Genomic DNA, 24,059 nt, shown 5'->3' with positions numbered 1-24,059 from the left:
GCTTCTTCGACTTCTTCCTTAAATCCGGGCCTGTTCTTTTTCCAGTCATAGAAAGTCTGGCGGCTGATCCGGAGTATCTTACATATTTCAGATACTCCGTGAAGGTCTTGTTCTATCATTTCCACGATACGTACTGCGGTTTTGTCGTTATATTTCATAATGTTAAAGGTTTTGCCCCTTCCGTCCTCCCCACAGGGCCGGACTGTTAAGTTCTCTCAGTTTTTTGTTACACTGAGGAACACTGAGGTATATTCTCTCAGTGCATCTCAGTGTCTTCTCAGAGAAACTCAGTGTAATAATTCTCTTTGTATTCATCATTTATCAGAACTTAACAGCCCTACCCCATAGGGGAGGCTACAAAAAGGATATTGTTTGTTAATATACTATTTATAAAAGCTGATGGCTAGCAGCTTTTACGTATAGATAAATGATTGGGATTTTGATAATATGAATTCATAGTGATATTATTATTGCTGTATAAAAACGTTGGATTGTTTTCTACTACGCGCAATCAGAGATTGCTTGTGTTCCTTTTTCTGCTAATATAAATACTTTAATAAGCAGTGAACCTGTCAGCTGTCGTTTGTGGATAAAATGTTGACGACCATATGATATACGCTATTCCTATTGTTGTATGGCCATAATTTAAAGTCATTCGGATTTTATTTTTTTTATTATCTTTGAACCAAACTCAAAATAGATATGCTGTTCAGGGGGCTACTTGTTTTCTTTACCATATTCTTTGTGCAATCCGGCATTGTACAGGCACAAACACATACTTACAGTACTGTTATTTCCGATGAGGAGATTTATGCCTTCCTGAACTGGATGACCAATAATGATAAAAAATCCGAGATTAAATTCCTTAAAAATAACAAAAAAGTATCCGTGAAAATACTGCCTTGGGATACAGCCAACTTTATCAGTAAATATATCGGTGAATACGATATCAGTCATCTTGAACCCGACAATAAATACCTGTTCAAAAAATCTTCCGGTCTGGATACATTATTTGCACAGGCCGACAAAGACTATTTTTACGAACAATTTGTATCTATCAAAGATTCTGTCTGGCAAAAGGGCATGTCAGGCAAGAAAATGCTTCCGGCCGATAAAAAGGATTATGCGGATGTGAATTATTATTCTGTTCCTCTATTTTCCCGGAACAAGGAGTATGTTATCATTTACAAAGTTTACACATGCGGGTACGGATGTGCTTATGGAAAATATTACCTGTATAAGTATGATGCAGACCGATGGAGGTTTTTAATGTCGGTAAATCCGTGGAACAGTTAACTTCGGATTCATTTTCGTCCGAAATCGGCAGGGATTTCCCCCCATTCGTCCGTTTTCCATTTTATTATCTGAGTAGTATATGTATTGTCCCGGAGCCATTTTTCAGCACGTTCTATCATATAGAACAGAGACTCATTTTCGGGAAGTCTTTCCAATTTTGTCTTACATTTTTTCTCTTTTACCCATTTTATAGCATTAGCACTATCCGAATAGATAGGGATTTTAAATTTCTTTTGTTTTAGCAAAGCCAATCCATGTACCAGGGCCAGGAATTCACCTATATTATTGGTGCCTTTCTCAAACGGTCCCTGATGGAACACCTGTTCTCCGGTCTGCACATATACCCCCCTGTATTCCAGTAAACCCGGATTTCCGCTACAAGCGGCATCTACAGATAAGCTGTTTTTTATTATTTCGGGAATATTGTGAATGGAGATCTTCTTTTTTTCAGCATTCTTTCCGATATACAACCATGGATTGTCGTTATAGGCTTTCTCTGCCTCTTCTTTGGTAGGAAAAGATTTATATATAGCCCCTTCGTACCCTTCAATCTGAGCTTTTGCCTCATTCCATGACGAATACACTCCCGGAGTCACTCCATTCCACACCACATAAAAATTCTTCTTTGCCACTAATTATATTCTACTTAGTAAAACAACCATTGGTTTCGGATGCAAATTAACGAAGAAAGCCGGAAAATACGAAATAATAGAATCTTTAAAGAGCATTACGTTTGATTTATTCTGACTCAGCCCTAAACTTAATATCTCATTGAAATGTTATTTCAATATAAGAAAAAAGTAACAGTATGCCGGAATAGACACATGAGCTATTCTTATTTAACAATCTAAATAAAACACCAATGGATACCGAAGATTTGTCAAAACGCTACATGGAGAAATACAATGAGCTCGCAGCCAAATTTGAAGAACTGGAAATAAGCAATCTCGTGGAGAAGCTTAATAATGCGATCTCCCGGTCTGATATGGCGAAAACAAATGAATTGTATGATAAGGTACTTGAGTGGAATGCCAGAGTGGAAAAGCTTTCCGGAGCTAAAATAGCATTGGATATGCAGTTTAGTTATCTGCGGTTGCCTTCACCTGCTCTATTTGGCGTAACATTTGATGGAGAAGAAAAGATATGGAAATTTAACACCTGATTACTAAGCGCTTGTTTAAATCCTATCGGAAATAGTTGTATTTGATGCTGATTAAAAATATTTTTTAACATTAAAAATAGTGCGCAATCAAATTTTATGTCGCAATTTTGCATTGTGAACGATTGTTCACGTATTTAAAATGTTTGATTAATGAAATATAGCAGGGAATACATATTAAGACGAGCTTTCGATGTTTTTATGAACAAAGGATATGATAGTGCATCAATTTCTGTTCTGCAAGAGGAATTGGGCATGTCTCGCGGAGCTATGTACAGGTACTTTAAAAATAAGGAAGAACTGTTTTTTGCTGTCATTGACGAATATTTTTTCAAAATATTTGATAAAATGCTTAATGGTATCAAAGGAGATATCACGGTGCCCGAATTAATTGAAGCTATGCACAGACGTCAGAAAATTGTAACGAATGCATTTATGAGGGCAGGCGTTACGCATACGGTTTTTCTGAATTATACAGCTTTGATAATACAGGCTGCCAAGCATTACCCGGATTTTGTCAACCGCTTCAGGTTTATCTATGCCCGCCTGCTCGATAATTGGCGGAATGCCTTGCTTAAAAGCATAGAGATCAAAGAAGTGAGGGCCGATATAGATGTTGAGATAATGTGTATCCTCTTCAACAATACCGGAGTAAAAGAGACTTCGGATCAAGCTTGTGACGAATCCCAGTTTGTGACAAATGTGGTGAAAGATATGGAAAGGAGAAAGGAAGTGATGGATTATCTATACTGTTTGATTAAAGTTTAATTTTTTTATTTGGGAGTGAACTATCGTTCATTAACATAACAAAGACAAGCTTTTGTTTTATATAACTAAATGAACAATTGTTCATAATTCAAACAACGATTTTATGAAAAAAATAATAGCTGTCCTCACTCAAAAAGGGGCATTAAGTATAGGGATTCAAGGAAATACTACTGTAAACCTGTTTGAATTGGAAGATGAAAACGTAAAGGGTGTTGAATGTATAACGCTGGAAAGTACCGGGAATAACTATTTTTCGTTACTTATGGCTATCAAAAAGGTCAGTCTTGTGTATGCGGATACAATTAACTCCGATCTGAAAAAAATTCTGAATGAAATAGGGATCAAAACAAAATGTAAAGAAGATATACCAAACGACAGGTTTATCAGTCAATTTATCTTCGGCTAGCCTGCCTATTATCTTCGATTAATAGTAACAAGTATTCAGTAAATTAAAAGTGAGGGATCATTTAGCTGATTTTTTAACTTATGCGAAAGGTCTATTTATTTATTTTATTAGCAACAATTTCTGTCTCTATATCTGCTCAGGACGATCTGCTGTACGCCGATGACAGTATCAGGGAACAATACAATATAGCTATGCGGGACCCGAATATATTCAGGCCCAGACACTTTGAGATATCGGAGGCTGAAGCTATAAGAATGGCTGACAGAATGCCGTCGTTTGCAGTGTATAAAGATACATACTTTGTAACCGGAATACCGTTGAATGAGGAAATTACAAACACCTCGGCCGATGCCAGCTTTCAGATCAGCATCAGGCAGCGGCTGACTAAGAGCGTGCTTCCGTTCAAAACATTCGCTTACCTGACATATACACAAAAATCATTTTGGGATATATATGCCGAATCCAGTCCTTTCAGGGATACTAATTATAACCCGGGATTAGGTTTGGGTAAATACATATTTCATGATAAAAAGCTGGTGGGGGCTATGTTTGCCCAGCTTAAACATGAATCGAACGGGCGCGACGGGGAAGATTCGCGTAGTTGGAATTACCTGAGCATATCTATGAAGTATTATTTCAATGCACGCTTCAATCTGTCCGGCGAATTTTGGATACCTTATGTAGACGGGGGTAACAACAAGGATTTGATCGATTACAGAGGTATCGGTTACTTGTCGATAAACTATATAAGCGATAAGCACAAATGGTGGTTGTCCGCTGAATTAAACCCCAAAAGAGGTTTTGGCAATGTGAATACAACGCTCACGGCAAGTTTCAGGATTTCAGAGAAAGCCAACCAGTACCTGTTTGCACGTTTCTTTCATGGATATGGTGAAAGTCTGCTGGATTATGATAAATATTCAATGAATATCCGGTTGGGAATATGCATTAAACCTGATTTTTACAGCATCTTTTAGGTTTAGAATTGCTTCTTCTGAAAAATATCTATGGCTGACAGCTTTGGTTTCCAAGCACAGCATTAAAAACTTTTTTTACTAAACTAAACAGTAATGAAAACTTTTAAACTTCAGACATGGCATTTCGGGCTAATGCTTATTGCATTAAGTATAGTTACTAATATTATAGGAACCTGGGCGGTAAACAGTATTCCTGATAAAATTGAAGATAGCCGGTTTGTAGAACTGAATGATAAAACCTTTGATGAAGCGATCCGTTCCGGTACCGGTTTTGTCCTTTTTTATAAAGAAAATTCAGATTTGTGTGACAAAATGGAATATAATCTCAACCAATTACCTGCAGATGATAATGAAAAGATTAATTATTATAAAGTAAATATTGCCCAATTCTACGCTCTGGAAGCAAAATATCGTATATCCGGTGTCCCGAGTGTACTGATATACAAAGACGGAAAAGAAGCTGAGAGGATTTTGGGAGTTATTCCTGAATCTAATTTAAAAATAATTTACAACAGAGTTATAAAATGAAAGTATGTATCAATCCCAAATATAGCGGACTCTCGGAATTTGTAGGTTCGATCCCTGAAATTTTTTCCCGGCAAGGAGAATTGGTATATGATGCGCGTAATACGATCAAGCTGTTCCGGATAAATGGTTTCTCTATAAATGTAAAATCGTTTAAAAGGCCTATTCTAATCAACCGCTTTGTATATAAATACATCAGGAAGTCCAAGGCCGAAAGATCTTTTAATAATGCGATATCTGTTCTGGATAAAGGGGTTAACACCCCTGAGCCTATCGCGTATATCGATATTTGTAAAAACAGGCTGTTGTCCGAGTCATACTATATCTCCATCCACGAAAATGTAGAAGGTACAATGAGAGAAGTATACAGGCAGACGGAGAAAGAAAGCAAGGAATTAATACAGGCTTTTACGACGTTTACAGCCGAAATACATAAAAGAGGAATACTTCATAAAGATTATTCACCGGGAAATATCTTGTATAAAACTACCAAAGATGGCTATCAGTTTTATCTGGTAGACCTCAACCGGATGTCGTTCGGATACATCAGTTTACTGGATAGCTGTAAAAGCTTCAGACGGATCAAAGCCAATGATAATACATTGAATTATATTGGTGAAGAATATTCAAAAATCCGTAAATATGATGAAAAAATATGCCAAAAACTAATACATCAGTATAACCGGCGTTTTTGGAAGAAATATCTATTGCGTCATCCCGAATGTGAAAACCAATATTGAGAATTTAAATATATAGAATATGTATATTAACGCAACCGGGTACTATATCCCTCCCACAAGAGTTACCAATGACTATTTTACGGAAATGAATGGTCTTAGCAGTGACTGGATTTTGCAAAGAACCGGCATACGCTCACGTTCAAGAGCTACCGAAAAAGAAACGATGAACTATATGTGTGCTGAAGCGGTAAGTAATGCTTTGCCCAAACTGCCTTACAATATCAACGATGTGGATTTGATCATATTTGCTTCATATACACCGTCAGATACAATTGCCACGGCCGGGCATTACATACAACGGGAATACAATATATCCGGCGCCAAAGTATTTCACATATCTTCGGCCTGTTCTTCTGCGATCAACGCCATGGAAATCATATACTCGTTTTTCTCTTCCGAAATAGCAAGTAAGGCCTTGTTGATATGTGCCGACCGGAATTCGACATATTCGGATGATACCGATTGTATGTCAGGCCATCTATGGGGAGACGGGGCTGTCGCCTATTTCTTCTCAGACACTGCACAGACCGGAAATGATCCTCATGTCATTGATATAACAACTCAGGGGTTGGGACACGTAGGGTTGGGACCGCAGAGCGTTTTTCTCACACCCGGCAATGGCGGACTGCAAATGCCATACGGGAAAGATGTGTTCCTGTATGCTTGCAATTATATATCTCAAAATACGAGAGAGATCGTAGAGAACAGCGGATATACTCTCGACAGGCTGTCTTATTTTATAGGCCATCAGGCCAATATGAGAATATTGAAGAATGTAACCAAGCAGCTCGATTTGAGCACTGATATAATATTATCCAATATAGAAGAATTAGGCAACACAGGTTCGGCCAGCGCCTTATTGGTATATGCACAGAATACCGGCAGGTTCCGGTCCGGAGACTTGATATGCATATCCGTTTTTGGCGGAGGATATTCCGCTGGTACATGCTTATTAACAATGCCTTAAGATACAAAAACAATAAAAAGATTTGTTATGGTTAATCAAAGAACTTTAAAGAATAGTTTTTCACTAAGTGGAAAAGGGTTGCACACAGGACTTAATATCAACATTACGTTCAATCCTGCACCTGAAAACCATGGGTATAAAATCAGACGTACAGATGTTCTGGGACAGCCGGTAATAGATGCTTTGGCCGAAAATGTATCGGCTACACAACGAGGCACCGTATTGTCGGCCAATGGCGTGCAGGTCAGCACCGTAGAGCATGCATTGGCTGCCCTCTACGCATGTGAGATAGATAACTGTCTGATAGATGTCGACGCACCCGAATTTCCCATCTTGGATGGAAGTTCTATTGCCTATGTAAGCAAGATAAAAGAAACCGGCATACAACAGCAAGACACTGAAAGAAAATATATTACATTCAAACGGAAAAGAATCAAGGTAGTAGATAAAGCCACTGGTTCCTCCATGCTCTTATTACCTGACGATTCATTCAGTATCCAATCACATATCGCATTCAACTCGGCACTACTGAGACGACAGGATGCAAGTCTGAATGATTTGTCCGAGTTTACTAAAGACTTCGCCTCTGCCAGAACATTTGTCTTTGTGCGCGAAATAGAGCCTTTATTACAGAATAATCTGGTAAAGGGCGGTGACCTGGATAATGCTATCATAATATACGACAAGCCAATCGAACAAGATAATTTCGACCATTTGGCAGACGTAATGGGCGTAAAGAGAAAGGATGCCAATAAATTAGGATATATCATGAATAAACCGTTACTTTATCCTAACGAACCGGCCAGACATAAACTTCTCGATATCATAGGGGATATAGCATTGGTAGGCCATTTTATAAAAGGAAGGATTATCGCGAATTGCCCGGGGCATAAAATCAATAATCTGTTTGCCAGAGCTATACGCGAAGCAATAAAAGAACCTAAATCAACGAAAGTTGCTATGCTTGCAGAACCGGTACATTCCGGGCAATTTTATTGGAATCATCCCTAAAAATTCTGATTATGAATAAGATATTGGCTTTCATTACGAATAATAGTACCATACTATTAGGCATGTTGACCGGAATGGTTATAGGTTTTGTCTATTGGTTCTATTTTGCATGTTATTGGGGTACCTATCCCTTATCGGCCGAGTGTTGGGTCAATTGCTGCTATGGCGCTCTATTGGGCGGGTTTGTATCAAGCCTGATGGATAACAAGAATGTATGATTCATTTTATAAATTAAAACTAGTAAATTATGCTGAAAAATGACATTGGAATTAATGCAGGTATAATATGGAATTTACTGGCTGAAAAAGGTAAGTTAACCATAAGGGAAATCGGGGAATTCTCCGATTTTAAGGACTCTCTTATAAATATGGCGCTAGGATGGTTGTCAAGAGAGAACAAAGTTCGTTTCTTTGACGAAAATGGTCATCTATACATCGAATTGAATCACTCCGTATCAGAAACATATTATTGATTAAATTTATTCATTATAGAAAAAAGCGTTATTTAGATAATAACGCTTTTTTTGTTTTCAATATAAGGGATACGGAAAACCAAAAAGGTTCAATAAGGTGAAATTTCCTTATAATTTAATTAAAATTCCAAAAACAAATAAGTAAGCTGGCATGTTTATCTCGAGAAGACATAAGGATCTATAAATTCTATCACATCTATACACTACATACCTTATCATTTTATTTTACGAACTACAGGTTTTTGGTATAAAATAAAAGGAAGGAATAGAAAATGGAAAGGAATATTATAATTTACTTATTGTCATTAATAGGGTTGTATGCATGTACAGATAGCGGTGACATTGAAATGGCTCACTTCACAATCTCGGCTAGAGATGTAGTGACAAACGAATTTATCGGTGGAGGGAAGTATCAGGTACTCGATTACAACAATGAAGTTGTTGCCACATATACTCTCCACGAAGGTAAAATAGAGGTCACAAACCTGCCGGCTAAAAATTATACAGTAGTAGAAGTTACACCTCCCAGTGGTTATGTGGGGAATGAAAAAGAAAAGAAGTATCTATATTTCAATAAGAATTCAGAAGATTTCGTTTTTCGATATATAGACAAAAATACAAGGGCTTTACCTGAATCGATGAAGGTAAACTTTTTTACTACTGAAGGAAACCAGCTTCTTGGCGAATACAATGCAGTGCGTGTGGGCGAATATTATTGGATGGACCGTAATTTTTACCATACAGTGAAATGGGGCAATGATTTTGAAAATATCTATCCTATCACCCAAAGCGTTCTTAACCGCTATTTGGAACGCATCAGGATAGCCCCGTCACAATTCCAGTTACAGGATATTGGCGATTTTGAAAAAAGTTATGGCCGATATTACAGCTACCCAAGTATATTATATATGAATAAATATGGCGTAATGCGCGACCAGAACGATCAGGATATCAAAGGATGGAAAATACCTGCGCCGGAAGATTACAGGCAATTATTCGCCATGTGCCCCTTCAACACCACGTACGACGGCCCTCATACCAGACTTAATGAACGTGATGTACGCTTTGCATTGGGTGCCGGGGCCGGAGATAACCCTTTGGCTTATAATATCGCTAATCCGGGCGGTGGCCCATATAAAACGTACTGGTTTGATCAAAAAAATACGACCAATAAGTATAAATTCAATCTGATGCCCGGGGGAGCAAGATTAAACGGGGATGGCCCTTGGTGTAACGGATTGGGACCTACAAACGGCTGCTATACCGATGGGAAGAAAGGAGATATTTACCACCTTTTTTACTCAGCATACATGGCTGTACAACTTTGGAACGACGAATTGTCCATGGGCGTGGTCATGCTACATGACTTTGTAGATACTAAAGATGTATTAAGCTACCACATGATGAATGTGCGCTGGTGCAGAAGGCTTAGCGATATAGAACTCGGCTATAAATTATATATAAATGCAGATCAGACGGATATAAAGAAACTTGATCTGGAAACACCTGCCCCAAGCGGATATATAGAACTGCCTCACGGATATGTGCGGGGTTTTTATGTGCAGTATATCCTAAACAATCCGGCATCAAATATAACAGTGAGTAATATTGTAGATTATGCGAGGAATGTAGAGGATAATTATACATTTGAAAATAGAGCGAATTTGAGTGTCATCTTGTAAATAGAATTAAACACAGTTCTGATGGCAAAGGCGGATGGTTTCATATAAACTATCCGTCTTTTTATTATTTTCAACTGAACATAAATCATTGTGGCCGTGTTTAGTATATATGTTTAATTAAATCTGCCATTAGTCATGAAAAAGAATGAAATAGTAAAGTCGCCACAGGATTTTGTGGCCTATGAGGAAGCCAGAAAAGATAAAGGTAACAGCTCCTGTCCGGCCATCATCAGCGAAAAAGAGGTTAAGGCTGCCCTGAATAAAATTAATCCTGATGAAGACAGTATGAAAAGCAGAGGTTAATATCAAAATTATGCTGCAATACTCCCTGTATGTGCACTCTATAGGGAGTTTCTATATACATGCCGGCTAAAAACCATAACACTCATAAATATCCGATGGCTGTAAAAAGCTGAATCCTATTGTGATAATACCAGTCAATGATACTTTTTCATCTACTTTATAAATACATTTTCATTTTTTATTATCTATTTATTATACGATATATCAGTTAACTTATATATATTTGTTATATTCAAAAAGGCAAAAAACTACTATGAGCAAATATAACATCTTAACGTCACTGCTATGCATCACTATTATATGTCTCACTACAATAGGTGCCTCAGCCCAGAAAAGAACTACAAGCAAAAAAGAACCTGTTATAGCCAAGGTCGATTCTACCGAAATCATATTAACCCAGGCCAAGGGCGCGCCCGTAGCTCCTTTCACCGATACACTATTCCTTATACATGGCGGAGTAGGATCTTTTACCGTCGATCAGAGAGCATCTGCTATTGAAGACAAAATACGATTGCTGGAAGAGTATCCCCTTTTTAATCCGGATTCTCTAAAACTAGTTGAGTTTAGCGACCAGATAAATATAGTATATGACGACCAGAAATACCAAAATTCCAGAATCATAATCAGTATAGATACGTTGCAGGCTCAGATATACGGCAGGACAAAACTGGAGTTAGCCGCTTCGTATCGCAATATTATAATAAGTGCCATTGACAAGCGGCAGAGCGAAACCAGTTGGCAACGGATAGGACTGCAAGCCTTGTTCGTTATACTGATAATTGCAGGAGAATATTTCTTCCTGCGGGGATTCCGGTTCGGATATCGCAGATTGAAGATTTTCGTACGGAAACAGCGGCATAAGAAAGTCAAAGGCCTGTTTGGCATTATCGAAGCTGAGAAAGCCGAACAAATCATATTTGCCTTGCTCAAAATTCTGCGCTTCGTATTGATAGTAGCCTCTTTGTTCGTGTGTACCCTGTTGTTCTTCAAGATATTCCCACATACGACAGGCTTATCGGACCAACTTCTCGACTATGTTATATCGCCTGTAAAAAGGATCGCGATCAGTATTAAGAACTATCTGCCAAACCTGTTTACAATATTGGTTATTGCTTTTATATTCAGGTTTATAAAGAAATTCCTCCGTTCTATTACAGATAAAATATCAGACAATAAGATTACGTTCAAAGGCTTTTATCCCGATTGGGCTAAACCTACATACAATATTGTCATAGCCATACTTATGGTATTCACATTTATCCTGATATTTCCCTATCTCCCTAATTCGGACTCACAGATATTCCAGGGCGTATCCGTATTCCTGGGGTTGATGATATCGCTGGGTTCCACATCCGTTATCGGGAATATCATTGCCGGGTTTGTAATCACATATATGAGGCCTTTTAAAATAGGAGACCGTGTGAAAATGGATGATACCGTGGGCAACGTGATAGAGAAAACGGCTTTGGTGACCCGTGTGAAAACAGCCAAGAATGAGGTAATCACTATACCCAATTCCAGTGTAATGAGCACGAAGACTGTTAATTATACTTTCTCCGCGAGCCAGTATGGGCTGATACTCTATACAACAGTCACTATCGGCTATGATGTGCCATGGAGACTGGTACACGAGTTATTGCTAAAAGTCGCATATAAGACTGACAACCTGAGCCGGAAGCAAAAGCCTTTTATCATGCAAACAGCCTTTGAAGACTTCTATGTAGAATATCAGCTGAATGTATTCACAAAAGATGCCAATAAGATGAACGATATATATTCCGACCTTCGAAAGAATATACAGGATGTTTTCAAAGAAGCCGGTATAGAAATACTATCGCCTCATTACCGGGTTAACCGCGTTGTAAACATACATGAATTTAACGAAGACCCTCAACCTGAAGACGCTTCCGGAGAAGGTTAAGCTATTTAAAAGAAACAAATTTAAGACATACCGGCATATCCAGTTTTATATCTTTAAATGTATCTTCCAGTAAGCCTGTATTTTCGTTTCGGAGGAATATCTGGATTATATCGCTGTCACGGCTTGCCACAAGCAGGTATTTACCATTCGGTGTGATGGCAAAATTACGGGGATGTACCCCTGTTTCCTGATAGCCCGCCTTAGTCAGTTTCCCGTCGGCCTGATTGATTGAAAATATCGCCAACCCGTCACCTTTCAGGCGATTGGACGCATACAGGAATTTGCCATCGGGAGATATATGTATATCTGCGCTTCCCTTGGCGTTAAGAGTATCAGCCTGTACAGATTGTATTTCGGTAAGATTTCCCTTTATCCCGTCATAATTAAAGGCAATTACAGCACCGGACAACTCATTGATGAGATAGGCGTATTTACCGCTCGGATGAAATTCAAGATGGCGCGGTCCCGATGCACCGGTAACCTTAAACGATGAAGGTGTTCCCTGTTTCAGATAGTCACCTGTGGCATTTGGGTTTACATCGAATTTATGTATTTTATCTGTTCCCAGATCGTCGGCAAGCAGATATTTTCCGTCGGGCGAAAACATCACACAATGTATATGCGGCTTTGTCTGACGCTCTGTATCTGCACCTTGGCCGGTAAAACTTATAACCTGAGAGACAGGAGTAAGCGAACCGTCTTCTTTTACGCCAAATACGCTAAGGCTTCCTCCCGAATAGTTCGCCGTAATCACATGCTTACCTGTGGCATCTACTGAAATATAGCAAGGATCTGCGCCTTTAGCCGGTTCTGTATTCAGGTGTTTCAATTCACCTTTATTCTTATCGAAAGAATAAGCATTGGCGGCGGCGCTATTGTCACCCGTTTCGGTCACTGCATAAACAAACTTTTCATCTTTACTGACAGTCAGGTAAGACGGGTTTGTAACTTTAACCATGCTTTTATATTGGGAATATCCCGATACCGTATCGAACTGATATACGTATATTCCTTCACTCTCACCTGAGGTATAGGTGCCGACAAGAAGATACATGCTGGTTTTGTCTGATATAGATTCCATATTTATAGTGTCGGTTTGATTATCTGTCAAATTATCTGAAGCATTTTTTTTATTATTACATGACAATAGTGAAAGTGCAACAGCTGTTGATAATAAAATGTATTTACACATAATTTTCATATTTACTTATTTAAAAACGTTTTACAAAACAAAAGAAAGCAAAATTTATCAGTCTGGCACATATTTAGCTAATAAAATTAAGGACGCAACGGATTCCTTAAAAACCTTACAAACTTTACACTTTTCAGTGAACAGTAAACAGTCATCAACTTGTAACTCGTAACTTGTCTACTTGTATCTCGTGTCTCTTTTACTCGTAACTGCCCGAAGGGCGCAGAAATAACATTCGCCGAAGCGAAGGCGAGGCAAACTCGTAACTGTTCGCATATATAGATAAAATTCAAAAGGAAATATTCATATATTTATCCTAAATTTGAGAGAAATATTTTGTTTTAATAGGATAAAAGGACTATCTTTGTCGGCTGAAAAAGAAGAAATAACTTAAACTACTATAAAATGAAGAAAGATATTCATCCAGAGAATTACCGTCCGGTAGCTTTCAAAGATATGTCAAACGATGAGGTATTTATCTCGCGTTCAACTATCAATGCTAAGGAAACTATCGAAATAGATGGTGTTACTTATCCGCTGGTTAAGCTTGAGATCACCAGTGCGTCTCACCCGTTCTACACAGGTAAACAAAAACTTGTGGATACAGCCGGACGTGTTGATAAGTTTATGAATCGTTATGCAAAACGTACTCAGCCTAAGAAATAACTGATTTTTGCATCGGTCGAAACAATTTAAAAAGCTCTAAAGTTTAACTTTAGAGCTTTTCTATTTTATTCCGGTCAGTCACTCTCCTTGTGTTTGTTTTCTATTAAATGGATAATAATTATGGAAATATAGCAATGAATAAAACCCAACTATTGATTCGTATAAATATTTTATTCTACTTAAAACGCGATATTATTTCACTGCTTTTTTCAATCGGCTTATTATCTCATTACCCAGTTTTGTCTTGGTGTCTATATGCGTCAGAACAGCCTTCACAAAAGCATTCTCTTCGAATACACCACGCACCTGTTCAAAGTCATCTTTCTGCTGGTTACGGTCGCCATCCAGTCCAAAACCGGTACGTGAAGACAGCGAAAATTCCTTTTTAGCATCTTCATATATCATCTTATCCAAGTCTACAACAACCGTTTTCCAACGCTCAACGATATTTATGATATCCTGCGCTGTAATTGTTTCCAAAGACAATCCGTAATATTGCCGGATCTTATCCCATGCCCAGGTCCATTCCAGTGAATAATAATCTTTATGGAGCCGGGCAAAAATAGCATTTATCTCTGCTACCTGTGTTATCTTTTCCGATTCTATATCTGATATCAGCTTGTCTATTTCGGAGCGGGGAGCAAGCATGCCGCCTATATCACTCCATACAAATAGTCCTATATTCGTGTCGGGTTTCAGATAACTCCGTATTTCCTCGTTGCTTGTACATGGACAATTGCCGAGCCGCGATATGATAGAGTTGCCCAAGAACTTATTTATAGCCATATCATAGAGCTTTATGCCTTTATTCAACGACGAGTTTTTAATCCGGCAACCTTTATATGAATAAAAATCGCTGGCTTCGCCACATGTGTCGAGCATTTCCCTTAATATAGATATTGCTTTGAACATTTTTTGTACTGTATAGGGGCTTAACAGATTAAAATTAATCTGGTCCAGCTTCTCCGGGTCTTTGCGCTTATCACGTTTTGGAAATTTTTGCGCGTCGCGGATAGTGCCTACACTTCGCAAGTTGACTCCCGGTACTAAAACCGTTTCGTTCTTATCTTCTATCAGATACGAAAACGGCATGTTCGATGTATCGGTATTGTGGTAGTGGCGCCCCATTATAAGGGAAAACGCGCCGATACGGGACGGCCACAATATATACGAATCGCTGGTTGTTTTGCCTCCGCGCTCCACGATGCCCTGATGTATGGGGCCTAACTTATACATATGATTACTCTGATTAGAGCCCGAACCGGCATTCATGAATGAAAACATTCCGGCAATCAGCAGTGTCGATTTATGGTGTGTAACTGTGTACGGCCCTGCAAATAAGGCGCATGCCTCGCCATTCTCACCCTGGCAATTACTGAAAAACAAAGAATCGCTGGCTGAATATGTGTGTCCCAGCTGGCATGCCTGACCTACAAAACAACGGGAGAGCATTGTTCCGTCTTCTACACGAGATCCCGAGCTTATAATAAAATCGTTGGCCATTACACTATACCCGATATGTACAGGGTCGTACCTATTGCTGTTTATGCTACCGTTTTCCAAATGGCGGGCACCTTCTATAACGGCGCAATCCCCGATACGGACATTCTTTATGGCGCCGGCATTTACTATTGTAACATCGTTGCCGATAGTACCCGTGGTAGAAGTATTTTCTGCGGCATATGCCATTACCATATCCTGCAATTTCTTGGTCAATACCGGACGGTGGCGGTAGAACGAAAGGATATATGCAAAATGCGCGCTTAACTTATCATATATCAATACCTCACGCCCTCCGGTCTCGTTCAGTACACAGGTTTCTACTCCGTTACCAAAAGAAGTCTGCCCATCTACATACAAATGGTGTATATTCTGGATCAGTACATTGTTGCCTATCTTGTAATTTGCAATATAATTCTGAATGTTCTCGATAAGTACATTGTCGCCTAACTCACAATTGTGGAGACAGGCGTGGTGGATGCCTGAATGTTTCTTTAGTCCTCCGGGCAGGGAGAATTCTTCCTCGAAGACACCCATTCTTATTTTACCCGAAAAATTTACATGCCTGATATAATCCGGCCTGAAATTGTCGGCAACCTCTATATTGTCCCAATTATCGGCTATACAGCTTTGCGATTTTAATACGTTTATTTCCTGAGGAGTCAGAGATCTGTAATTCATATTGTTGATTATCAGTTTTATTGTTCGTTGGCCATTCGGATAGCTAATGAATCGTAAAAATAACAAGAAAGAAAGAAAATGTAAGCATAAAATCCTAAAAACTACCCGTTGTATTCTCTATGCCTGAATATTCCGGACAAAAAATAACCTCAACCGTTTATAGTTGAGGTTATTTTTATTATTAAGGTTCAATCACTTTATTCCTGATCCGGCAAGCTAACCGGAGATGCATCTGCACTGTTGTTTAATCGTTCCTGCAAATTATATTTGCGTACCAATCCTGCAACTTCAGGATCGAGTGGGGCGCGGTACGCTTTTGTAGGGTCCAATTCGCAGGCTTTTACCAAATGCCCGATTGCTTCATTGTCGTTACCCGCGCGAATAGAGAGTATTGCTCTCAGATATTCGGTATTTCCTGTCTGCTGCAAATCGTTTAACAGATCCAGGGCCTTGGCGTTGTATCCCATGCACACAAGGCATAATGCCGTATTGTAATCGGGATAAGCCTGCAATATATCCAATGCTTTCCAGTATTCCCTGTCTTGCAGGAAACGGAGCGCCTGTTCATAATCAGGGCGTACTTCGGTATTTACGGTGATTTCTTCCGCCATTCCCGGGCGGGTCATATTGAATATGATATCCGCTTTATTCAATAATGGATATATTGAATCCCTGATGATTTTGAAATCAGCCGGATAGTTTTTCTTTATCTCCTCTTCACATTGGTCCGGATTTACTGCTTGTGTCAGCATATCCAGTATTTCAGACTTGTTAGGCATATCGGTCCTCTTAACAACCAAACGAGCCATTGTATTCCAGTCCTCACCACTGTAGCGTGTTTTGAATGCCATTGCCACATCTGCCTTGTTGCCTCCCAGCGACTTCACAAAGTAGTCTTTCAGTGCATTTGCACGCTTCATTGACAATTCGATGTTATCATCGTACGAGCCATCCAATGCTGTTGATACCCGTATAACAACACTATCCATCAATAATTTACCCTCTCCCGTAAATGTACGGTAAGTATCTAATACTTTATCTGCCTGTTTTTTATTGTCCCTGTAATTTATATTGAATGAGGATTTTCCTGCCGCGAATTTAGGATATACGACCATTGTATTATACACATCCCTATGGATTGTTGTGGTCTTGGATATAAGCGTAGAATCCGCCAACTGCGACAAAGACGAGATAAAATAAGACAATGTATCGGACAGAGGGGTGATAAAGCTGCTGCGGTCTATCGCATCTATTTTTGTATTCATAGTCAGACGAAGCCTTCTCATCCCCGGACTTACCGGATAGTCCTGCCTATATACAAAGAAGAAATCACGGTCAGTCTGGATAACGGTATCGAGGCGTGTATTTTCTTCATAAGGAAAGACTATCAGCTCGCGCCTTTTCTCTTCGCGCCTTTCCTTTTTCATCTCGTTAAGCGCTATATCTTCAAATTTATAGCGGCTTTGGGCTATTTCTATAGAGTCCTTAGCTGTCAGATATTGATTTTTGATCTGGTTCATGGCGCGGCCTTCCCTGTAAATGTCCCTGAATCTATCCGGAATCCTTGTCAGGTCTTCACCTTCCAGCATCAGCGTTTTCAGGTTCTTATCGAAGTTCTTCATATAACGGGTATAGGCACCTACTGTATCTTTCCCGGTAGCCCAGTCGCGCAGTACCTGCTCTTTAGCACGGTTCGAATATTCTTTATAAAAATCGAGACGGTAATCATTCTTCTGTTCTACGACAGCCCGGCCTTTTGTCAAATCGTCGGGTTTAGGAACATTCTTCATGTATTTTGCAAAAAAGCCGGTCGTATCTTTTCCTTTTGCAACCTCTTTCATCGCTTTTTCTCTTGCTTTACGTACATTCTCGTAATAGAGTTTTTTGTCGACCCCCGTCTGTTTGGCAGCCATTAATGCTTCCGCATCTTCTTTATTGGTCTTCCATTCTTCAAAATCGGCCTGCCTGCTCCATTCTTTATGATACTGGTTGTAATAGAAGTTTTGCTGAAAAGCGATATCTTCCTCTACCCCTTTATAGTCGACAAATACGCTGTCGTATTGCGATTCATCTACGATGGAATTTACATAGTCTTCATAATCTTTATATGATTGCTTCTGCTTATTGGAGAATTCCTGCCCCTTTAGTACAATAGTTTTAAGCGGCACCACAGAGTCGTTATGCAACAAATTAGGGGACATTGTTACCCTGAAATTAGTGGAGAGCAGTTCTTTCGGTACTCTCATCACAAAGTCCACGTTTACTCTTCCGTTTTGCTCCGGTGTAAAACGCGATTTGGCTGTAACCACTACTTCACTCAAATGTTGTACTTGGCTCAGGTCGAGTACAACATTTGCATTTGGCTTAGATTGGGGTATTGCTTCTGCATTGGTGTAGGTAACCTGTTCGGCTATAACAACCTGGCCTTTATCCTGCCCCTCTATATAAGGCAATTCTATATTAGGCCGCTTTGACTGGGATTGCATAAATAGCTCCTTAGTCATAGCATCATCCTTTGTGACCGGAACTTTGACCTTTACAGGGGGTACATAATTAGCGTATGGGTCGCGGGAAGCCCGTATCTCACGCACTGAATTGGACGTGGAACACGACAACATCAAAGTCAGCGCGGCAATAGGGATGGACAACATACTAGTAAACGATATTCCGGATAATAGTTTGTAAGTTTTTTTCTCCATAAAGTTTATTTTTGGCTCGAAAATCGAAATCGTAAAGTTTGCAATATTTATTGATTTTAAAAACGCTGCAAAGATAATTATTATATAATAAAATTTTGATAACTCCAGGTCTAAATTTTGGAATAATACATATTTTTAAAGCTATTTTCAACAAATATATGCCTGTTTAACACTTTATTGAATATTTTAAATATATTGTAAGGCCTTTTCTTGTTTTCGTCTTAACTATCAGTCGCTTAAACCGGGATAGATCGGCCTGTACTCTTCGTTGTATAGTAATAAGCATACATACACATTCTTTTGCAATATATAAAACGGAATGGATATGCCATGTCGTATCTGAAAATTATCATGTGGCAGACAACCTGTTTATATAGAGATGAATATTGCGCTGAAACAGTATTTATCATTTTTTCGTTCCCGAATGAAGTGCCGGATTATCACTTTAAATTGTATCTTTGTATCTGAAAGAAAAAAGTAAGCTCATAAACAGCGTATTAAGTTTATGAAAAAATATAGAAACCTTATATTTTACACATCTATCATAGGCCTGTTTTCGGCACTGATATATTTTATCGTCAGAGTTGGAAGGTATAATCTGGAAGCTAAACAAAACGTATACGGGCTGGCATCGACCACTTCTGCGTGGAGTGATTTTTTACATCATCTGACCGAAGACTTCGCCGCTCCTGTAGCTGTATTATTATTACAGATAGTAGTTATTTTGTTGGCTGTTAGGGTATTCGGATGGATATGCCAGAAAATAGGGCAACCTACGGTTGTAGGTGAAATTTTTGCAGGAGTAGTTCTCGGCCCTTCTCTCCTGGGACATTATTTTCCTCAGGTATCCGAATTTCTTTTTCCTGCCTCCTCCCTCGAAAATATACGTTTTCTCAGTCAGATAGGCCTTGTCCTGTTTATGTTTATAGTAGGCATGGAACTGAATTTGAGAACCTTAAAAAACAAAGCCAATAATGCCCTTATAATCAGCCATACCAGTATTGCCGTCTGCTTTACATTGGGTGTTCTTGTCGCCTACTGTCTTTTTGGAACTTTTACACACCAAAGTACCATATTTCTCCCTTTCGCGTTATTTATGGGCATTGCCATGAGTATTGCCGCATTTCCCGTCATGGCGCGAATTATACACGAGAGAGGAATCAATAAAACGCCTTTAGGTGCCATTATCATCACATGCGCCGCGATAGATGATATTACGGCCTGGTGCTTATTAGCCGCCGTTATAGCCGTTGTTAAGGCCGGCTCGTTTGCAAGTTCATTGTTTATCATACTTCTCGCTTTGTTATACGTGCTGGCTATGTTCAAGATTGTACGCCCTTTCCTCAAACGGATAGCTGATCTGCAATTGTCTGGCAGAACCATAAGCAAGTCGGTTATCGGTGTGTTTTTCTTGATATTGTTTCTGTCGGCCTATGCTACCGAAATAATTGGTATACACGCGTTGTTCGGTGCATTTCTGGCAGGTGTGATTATGCCGCCCAATCTCAATTTCAGAAATCTGTTTACCGAGAAAATAGAAGATGTCTCATTGGTACTGTTACTTCCTTTATTCTTTGTCTTCACCGGCCTGCGCACTGAAATAGGCCTGCTCAACGAACCGGGCTTATGGATGATCTGCGGGGGGATTGTTTTCCTTGCTATATTTGGGAAAACAATGGGAAGCGCAATTGCCGCACGGTTTGTAGGCAATAATTGGAAAGATAGCCTTACTATCGGGGCACTGATGAATACGAGGGGATTAATGGAACTGGTGGTTCTCAATATCGGGCTCGACCTGGGCATCCTTACCCCCGAAGTCTTTGCTATGATGGTTGTGATGGCGCTAACCACTACATTTATGACCTCTCCTTTGCTTAGTCTTATAGATAAAGTATTTAAGAAAAAGCATGCCGATACAGATTTGGTTGAGGAAGATAAATATAAAATACTGGTATGGTTCCAAAGCCCTGAAATGGGGCGTAAACTAATGTTTCTAGCGAATAGTTTCATAAGGAAGAAGCAAGCGGCTTCGGAACTTACCATGCTTCATCTTTCGGAAGGAAACCTGCTGTATCAATATGGTATAGAGGAAGAAGAAGAGGAGATGTTCAAACCGGTGGAAGAGGAGGCTCACAGCCTGCAACAAAGCTTCATCCCTATATTCAAAGTTGTGGGAGATACCAACAACAGTGTTGCCAAGATTGCAAACAAAGGAGAGTATGACTTTCTGCTGATCGGTTATCAAGGCTCTGTTTTATCAGATAATGTTTTGGGGCGTTTCCTCGGCTTCTCTAACAGGATACTTCATCTACCTAATTATTTACTTACAAAATTAGGGAACCAGAAAAAATGGAGCCGCATGCTGCTGGCACCCCTCGACGAAGGACAAAGGACCATTGTTTCCAAGAGCGATATGCCGGTTGGCATATTTGTTGATAGAGGTATAGATAAAGGACTGGTAAGTATGAGGAATATATTTGTTCCCATACTCGACGAGGACGACATCTTTGTAGGAAGTTTTATGGAACGGCTGGCTGAAAACTCATATGTGCGCATCACTCTTTGGGATGCCATCGGACTGATGGATACTTCGATGGATTTTATAAAATCCGTTCGCGCTATTAAGGCTATAAACCCTTATCTGTTCCAACTTTGGAACAATAATATTCCTATCGATAGTGATATTCTGAAGAAGCAGGATCTGATAATGATCAGCCTCAATAGCTGGAAGGAACTGGATAGCAGAAACCCTAAACTGATGAAAGATGCACCGTCCACTTTAGTCCTTACTAATTAATTGCCGGGACTCTGGTAAACTTGTAACTTATAACTCGTAACTAAAGTATGAATAGCCGCGACATAATTTCATTAAAGAAAGATATTCTTCAAAACCTGTCAAAAAGACAGTTAAAAGATGCCTTTGAGTCATTAATGAAACTGACAATAAATACGCAGGACTGGAAAATTACTGAAACACTCAGTGAACTGGAGACAAACTATAAATTTATGCTCCATTACCTTTTTGAAGGGGTTGAAGACCCTGAGCGGGAGAGTGTGTATCATAACTTATTGCGTTCATTATATGAACTGGCGGATGATTCGGCTGATGAGTTACTCAGAATCGAGTCTTCGAACGTCTTTTACGAAAAACTTCGTGTCAATGCACTGAAAAGTGGTACAATATCCGACTATACTTCACAACTAAAAGATGTGGCCGACTCTATTGCCCTGATTGATCTACTCGAAGACGGTGAAGAGAAAACAAATAGGAAACGTGAGCTGGCTGTAAAACGTGAACGGATAGCATCCGACATGTTCAATATGGTATTCGTCTCGCCGCGCTCCGATGTGAATGACTTTAATAACTATATTTCGTTTATAAATAATTTCGACCTGCCTGTACGTGAAAAAAGCCTGTTCCTGTCGGCGGTTACTTTGAGTCTGTTTCATCGTTTCGATTTCCGCAAAATACAGGTCTTGATGCAGGCTTCAGTTTCAGAAAATATACAACTGAGGGCCAGGGCAATCGTGGGTCTGGTCGTAGTAATGCAAATGTATGACGTGCGCTGGCCGTTATACCCCGAATTGCAGAATCAACTGGATATACTCTCCGAAAAGCCGGAGTTCCGGAAAGCCGTATTAAGAACTATCATACAACTTATCCGTTCGCGGGAAACAGAGCAGATAACCAAAAAGATCAAGGAAGAAATACTTCCTGAGATGATGAAATTCAATAATCTGGCGGGAAGGAAACTCAATATGGATGAACTGATGGGAGGCGATACCGACTTCTCTGAAAAGAATCCCGAATGGCAAAAAGAATTGGAAGAATCCGGCCTGGGCAAAAAATTACAGGAATATTCCAATCTGCAGATGGAAGGAGCAGACGTATTCCACTCTACATTTTCGGGATTAAAGAATTTTTCATTCTTCTCCGATATAGGCAACTGGTTTCTGCCATTTGATCCTTCATACTCTGAATTTTCCACCCTATTCCCTGAAGAAAAGAAAAGCGCCCTGTTACAGGCTGCTGTAGTGGATTCGGGACATATGTGCAATTCCGATAAATATTCATTCTGTCTGAGCCTTCTGCAAATTCCGGCGGCTCAGCGTGAAATGATGCTCGGACGTATGGGGGCTGAATCGGAAGAGATAAAACAGTTGCAAAAGGAGGCCAAGGAAATGAATCCTGCAGTAGATGAAGAAGTGGTGTCGAATCAGTATATCCAGGATTTGTACCGTTTTTTCAAACTGAATCCTTCCCGAAACAGTTTCTATGATATATTCAGGCTGAGTCTCAATTTCTATGATAAGAAATCGATAGCCCCGCTTATATCAAACATAGAAGATATGAAGAAAATAGCACTGTATTGTTTCGAAAAAAATAATTTTGGTGAAGCCCTTGATATCTTCAACCGGCTTATAGCTATCGACGATAAGAGTGATGATATATGGCAGAAGATCGGTTATTGCCGGCAAATGATTAATGATCTGGACGGTGCTCTCGATGCTTATCTGCAAGCAGATTTACTCAAACCTGATAATTCATGGATAATCAAACGTATTGCCCAATTGTACCGTTCGCAGAAACAACCCGAACTATCACTGGAATATTATAAGAAAGCGGCGAAACTGACCCCCGATAATATAAATATAGAATTGAATATCGGTCATTGCTATCTGGAACTGAACGACTACGAACAGGCGTTAAATACTTATTTCAAAGTAGAATTGCTCGACAGTAAAGGGACAAAAGCCCAGCGTCCGATTGCATGGACAGCTTTCCTGCAAAAAAAATATGATCTGGCTCAAAAATACTACATCCGGATATTGGCGGGCAAGCCGACAGTGCATGATTATCTGAATGCCGGACATGTGGAACTATGTATGGGAAACAAAAAGAAATCAATCGAATATTATAAGCAGGCTTTGTATCAGGACAATGATTTTGAATTGTTCCAGATGCTTTTCGATGCTGACAGAGTCACTCTTATCAATCACGGTGTAGACGGGCGGATATTTCCTTTTTTATTCGATCAGGTGAAATACGGAATGGGATAAGTTGGCTGTTTTATAGGCTGTCGCATTTAGCTG

21 protein-coding genes and 1 pseudogene are annotated in these 24,059 nt (G+C 39.5%); 17 read left to right on the top strand and 5 right to left on the bottom strand.

Annotated features, from left to right (window positions below):
• A partial coding sequence (locus tag ACFO6W_RS25230) for a helix-turn-helix domain-containing protein (protein WP_380001747.1) occupies window positions 1–158 on the bottom strand: 158 nt, incomplete at its 3' end.
• Between the two features lie 544 nt (window positions 159–702).
• Between ACFO6W_RS25230 and ACFO6W_RS25225 the strand changes: the two genes are divergently transcribed.
• Window positions 703–1,296 carry a hypothetical protein gene (locus ACFO6W_RS25225; RefSeq protein ID WP_380001743.1) on the top strand — a complete coding sequence of 198 codons (594 nt, stop codon included), beginning with the start codon at window positions 703–705 and terminating at the stop codon, window positions 1,294–1,296.
• An 8-nt stretch (window positions 1,297–1,304) separates the two neighbouring features.
• Here the strand turns inward: ACFO6W_RS25225 and ACFO6W_RS25220 are convergent, their stop codons facing one another.
• Window positions 1,305–1,928: a ribonuclease H family protein gene (locus ACFO6W_RS25220; protein ID WP_296938480.1), complete on the bottom strand. Its 624-nt coding sequence runs from the start codon at window positions 1,926–1,928 to the stop codon at window positions 1,305–1,307.
• Between the two features lie 230 nt (window positions 1,929–2,158).
• Between ACFO6W_RS25220 and ACFO6W_RS25215 the strand changes: the two genes are divergently transcribed.
• From ACFO6W_RS25215 to ACFO6W_RS25155, 13 genes and pseudogenes are all read left to right on the top strand, one after another.
• Window positions 2,159–2,458, top strand: a complete 300-nt coding sequence (locus ACFO6W_RS25215; RefSeq protein ID WP_380001741.1) for a hypothetical protein — start codon at window positions 2,159–2,161, stop codon at window positions 2,456–2,458.
• 150 nt (window positions 2,459–2,608) lie between these two features.
• Entirely contained in the window at window positions 2,609–3,223 is a 615-nt protein-coding gene (locus ACFO6W_RS25210) for a TetR/AcrR family transcriptional regulator (protein ID WP_380001739.1), read from the top strand.
• 103 nt (window positions 3,224–3,326) lie between these two features.
• Entirely contained in the window at window positions 3,327–3,629 is a 303-nt protein-coding gene (locus ACFO6W_RS25205; protein WP_380001737.1) for a hypothetical protein, read from the top strand.
• Window positions 3,630–3,709: 80 nt separating this feature from the next.
• Entirely contained in the window at window positions 3,710–4,606 is an 897-nt protein-coding gene (locus ACFO6W_RS25200) for a phospholipase A (RefSeq protein WP_380001735.1), read from the top strand.
• Between the two features lie 93 nt (window positions 4,607–4,699).
• A complete protein-coding gene (locus ACFO6W_RS25195) occupies window positions 4,700–5,134 on the top strand; it encodes a thioredoxin family protein (RefSeq protein ID WP_380001733.1) in 435 nt (144 codons plus the stop codon).
• Entirely contained in the window at window positions 5,131–5,871 is a 741-nt protein-coding gene (locus ACFO6W_RS25190; protein ID WP_380001731.1) for a lipopolysaccharide kinase InaA family protein, read from the top strand. The genes ACFO6W_RS25195 and ACFO6W_RS25190 overlap by 4 nt, the downstream gene beginning before the upstream one ends.
• A gap of 19 nt (window positions 5,872–5,890) precedes the next feature.
• The gene (locus ACFO6W_RS25185) at window positions 5,891–6,838 is read left to right on the top strand and encodes a 3-oxoacyl-ACP synthase III family protein (protein WP_380001729.1); all 948 of its coding nucleotides are present in this window, start codon (window positions 5,891–5,893) and stop codon (window positions 6,836–6,838) included.
• A gap of 27 nt (window positions 6,839–6,865) precedes the next feature.
• A pseudogene (locus tag ACFO6W_RS25180) lies at window positions 6,866–7,774 on the top strand (UDP-3-O-acyl-N-acetylglucosamine deacetylase); the annotation flags it as partial.
• An 86-nt stretch (window positions 7,775–7,860) separates the two neighbouring features.
• Window positions 7,861–8,067 (top strand): hypothetical protein, encoded by a 207-nt coding sequence (locus ACFO6W_RS25175; RefSeq protein WP_380001727.1) that lies wholly within the window; start codon window positions 7,861–7,863, stop codon window positions 8,065–8,067.
• A 29-nt stretch (window positions 8,068–8,096) separates the two neighbouring features.
• Window positions 8,097–8,321 carry a winged helix-turn-helix domain-containing protein gene (locus tag ACFO6W_RS25170; RefSeq protein WP_380001725.1) on the top strand — a complete coding sequence of 75 codons (225 nt, stop codon included), beginning with the start codon at window positions 8,097–8,099 and terminating at the stop codon, window positions 8,319–8,321.
• A gap of 272 nt (window positions 8,322–8,593) precedes the next feature.
• The gene (locus ACFO6W_RS25165) at window positions 8,594–10,003 is read left to right on the top strand and encodes a SpaA isopeptide-forming pilin-related protein (RefSeq protein ID WP_380001723.1); all 1,410 of its coding nucleotides are present in this window, start codon (window positions 8,594–8,596) and stop codon (window positions 10,001–10,003) included.
• 135 nt (window positions 10,004–10,138) lie between these two features.
• The gene (locus ACFO6W_RS25160) at window positions 10,139–10,306 is read left to right on the top strand and encodes a hypothetical protein (protein ID WP_380001721.1); all 168 of its coding nucleotides are present in this window, start codon (window positions 10,139–10,141) and stop codon (window positions 10,304–10,306) included.
• Window positions 10,307–10,559: 253 nt separating this feature from the next.
• Window positions 10,560–12,227, top strand: coding sequence for a mechanosensitive ion channel family protein (locus ACFO6W_RS25155; RefSeq protein ID WP_380001719.1), 1,668 nt, complete (start codon window positions 10,560–10,562; stop codon window positions 12,225–12,227).
• A gap of 1 nt (window position 12,228) precedes the next feature.
• Here ACFO6W_RS25155 and ACFO6W_RS25150 read toward each other — a convergent pair whose 3' ends face one another.
• Window positions 12,229–13,419 carry a lactonase family protein gene (locus ACFO6W_RS25150; protein WP_380001745.1) on the bottom strand — a complete coding sequence of 397 codons (1,191 nt, stop codon included), beginning with the start codon at window positions 13,417–13,419 and terminating at the stop codon, window positions 12,229–12,231.
• A 405-nt stretch (window positions 13,420–13,824) separates the two neighbouring features.
• Between ACFO6W_RS25150 and ACFO6W_RS25145 the strand changes: the two genes are divergently transcribed.
• Window positions 13,825–14,085, top strand: coding sequence for a type B 50S ribosomal protein L31 (locus ACFO6W_RS25145; protein ID WP_380001717.1), 261 nt, complete (start codon window positions 13,825–13,827; stop codon window positions 14,083–14,085).
• A gap of 192 nt (window positions 14,086–14,277) precedes the next feature.
• Here ACFO6W_RS25145 and ACFO6W_RS25140 read toward each other — a convergent pair whose 3' ends face one another.
• Together ACFO6W_RS25140 and ACFO6W_RS25135 are read right to left on the bottom strand one after the other, a co-directional pair.
• Entirely contained in the window at window positions 14,278–16,266 is a 1,989-nt protein-coding gene (locus ACFO6W_RS25140) for a DUF4954 family protein (RefSeq protein WP_380001715.1), read from the bottom strand.
• A gap of 197 nt (window positions 16,267–16,463) precedes the next feature.
• The gene (locus ACFO6W_RS25135) at window positions 16,464–18,965 is read right to left on the bottom strand and encodes an OmpA family protein (protein WP_380001713.1); all 2,502 of its coding nucleotides are present in this window, start codon (window positions 18,963–18,965) and stop codon (window positions 16,464–16,466) included.
• 505 nt (window positions 18,966–19,470) lie between these two features.
• Between ACFO6W_RS25135 and ACFO6W_RS25130 the strand changes: the two genes are divergently transcribed.
• Together ACFO6W_RS25130 and ACFO6W_RS25125 are read left to right on the top strand one after the other, a co-directional pair.
• The gene (locus tag ACFO6W_RS25130) at window positions 19,471–21,762 is read left to right on the top strand and encodes a cation:proton antiporter (protein WP_380001711.1); all 2,292 of its coding nucleotides are present in this window, start codon (window positions 19,471–19,473) and stop codon (window positions 21,760–21,762) included.
• 47 nt (window positions 21,763–21,809) lie between these two features.
• Complete coding sequence (locus ACFO6W_RS25125; protein WP_380001709.1) at window positions 21,810–24,026, top strand: tetratricopeptide repeat protein; 2,217 nt, start codon at window positions 21,810–21,812, stop codon at window positions 24,024–24,026.
• The last annotated feature ends 33 nt before the right edge of the window (window positions 24,027–24,059 follow it).

The organism is Dysgonomonas termitidis (assembly GCF_042654545.1).
Taxonomy (GTDB): Bacteria; Bacteroidota; Bacteroidia; order Bacteroidales; family Dysgonomonadaceae; genus Dysgonomonas; species Dysgonomonas termitidis.
The sequence above is the reverse complement of the archived record's forward strand: the minus strand, read 5'-3'. Positions and strand labels throughout refer to the sequence as shown.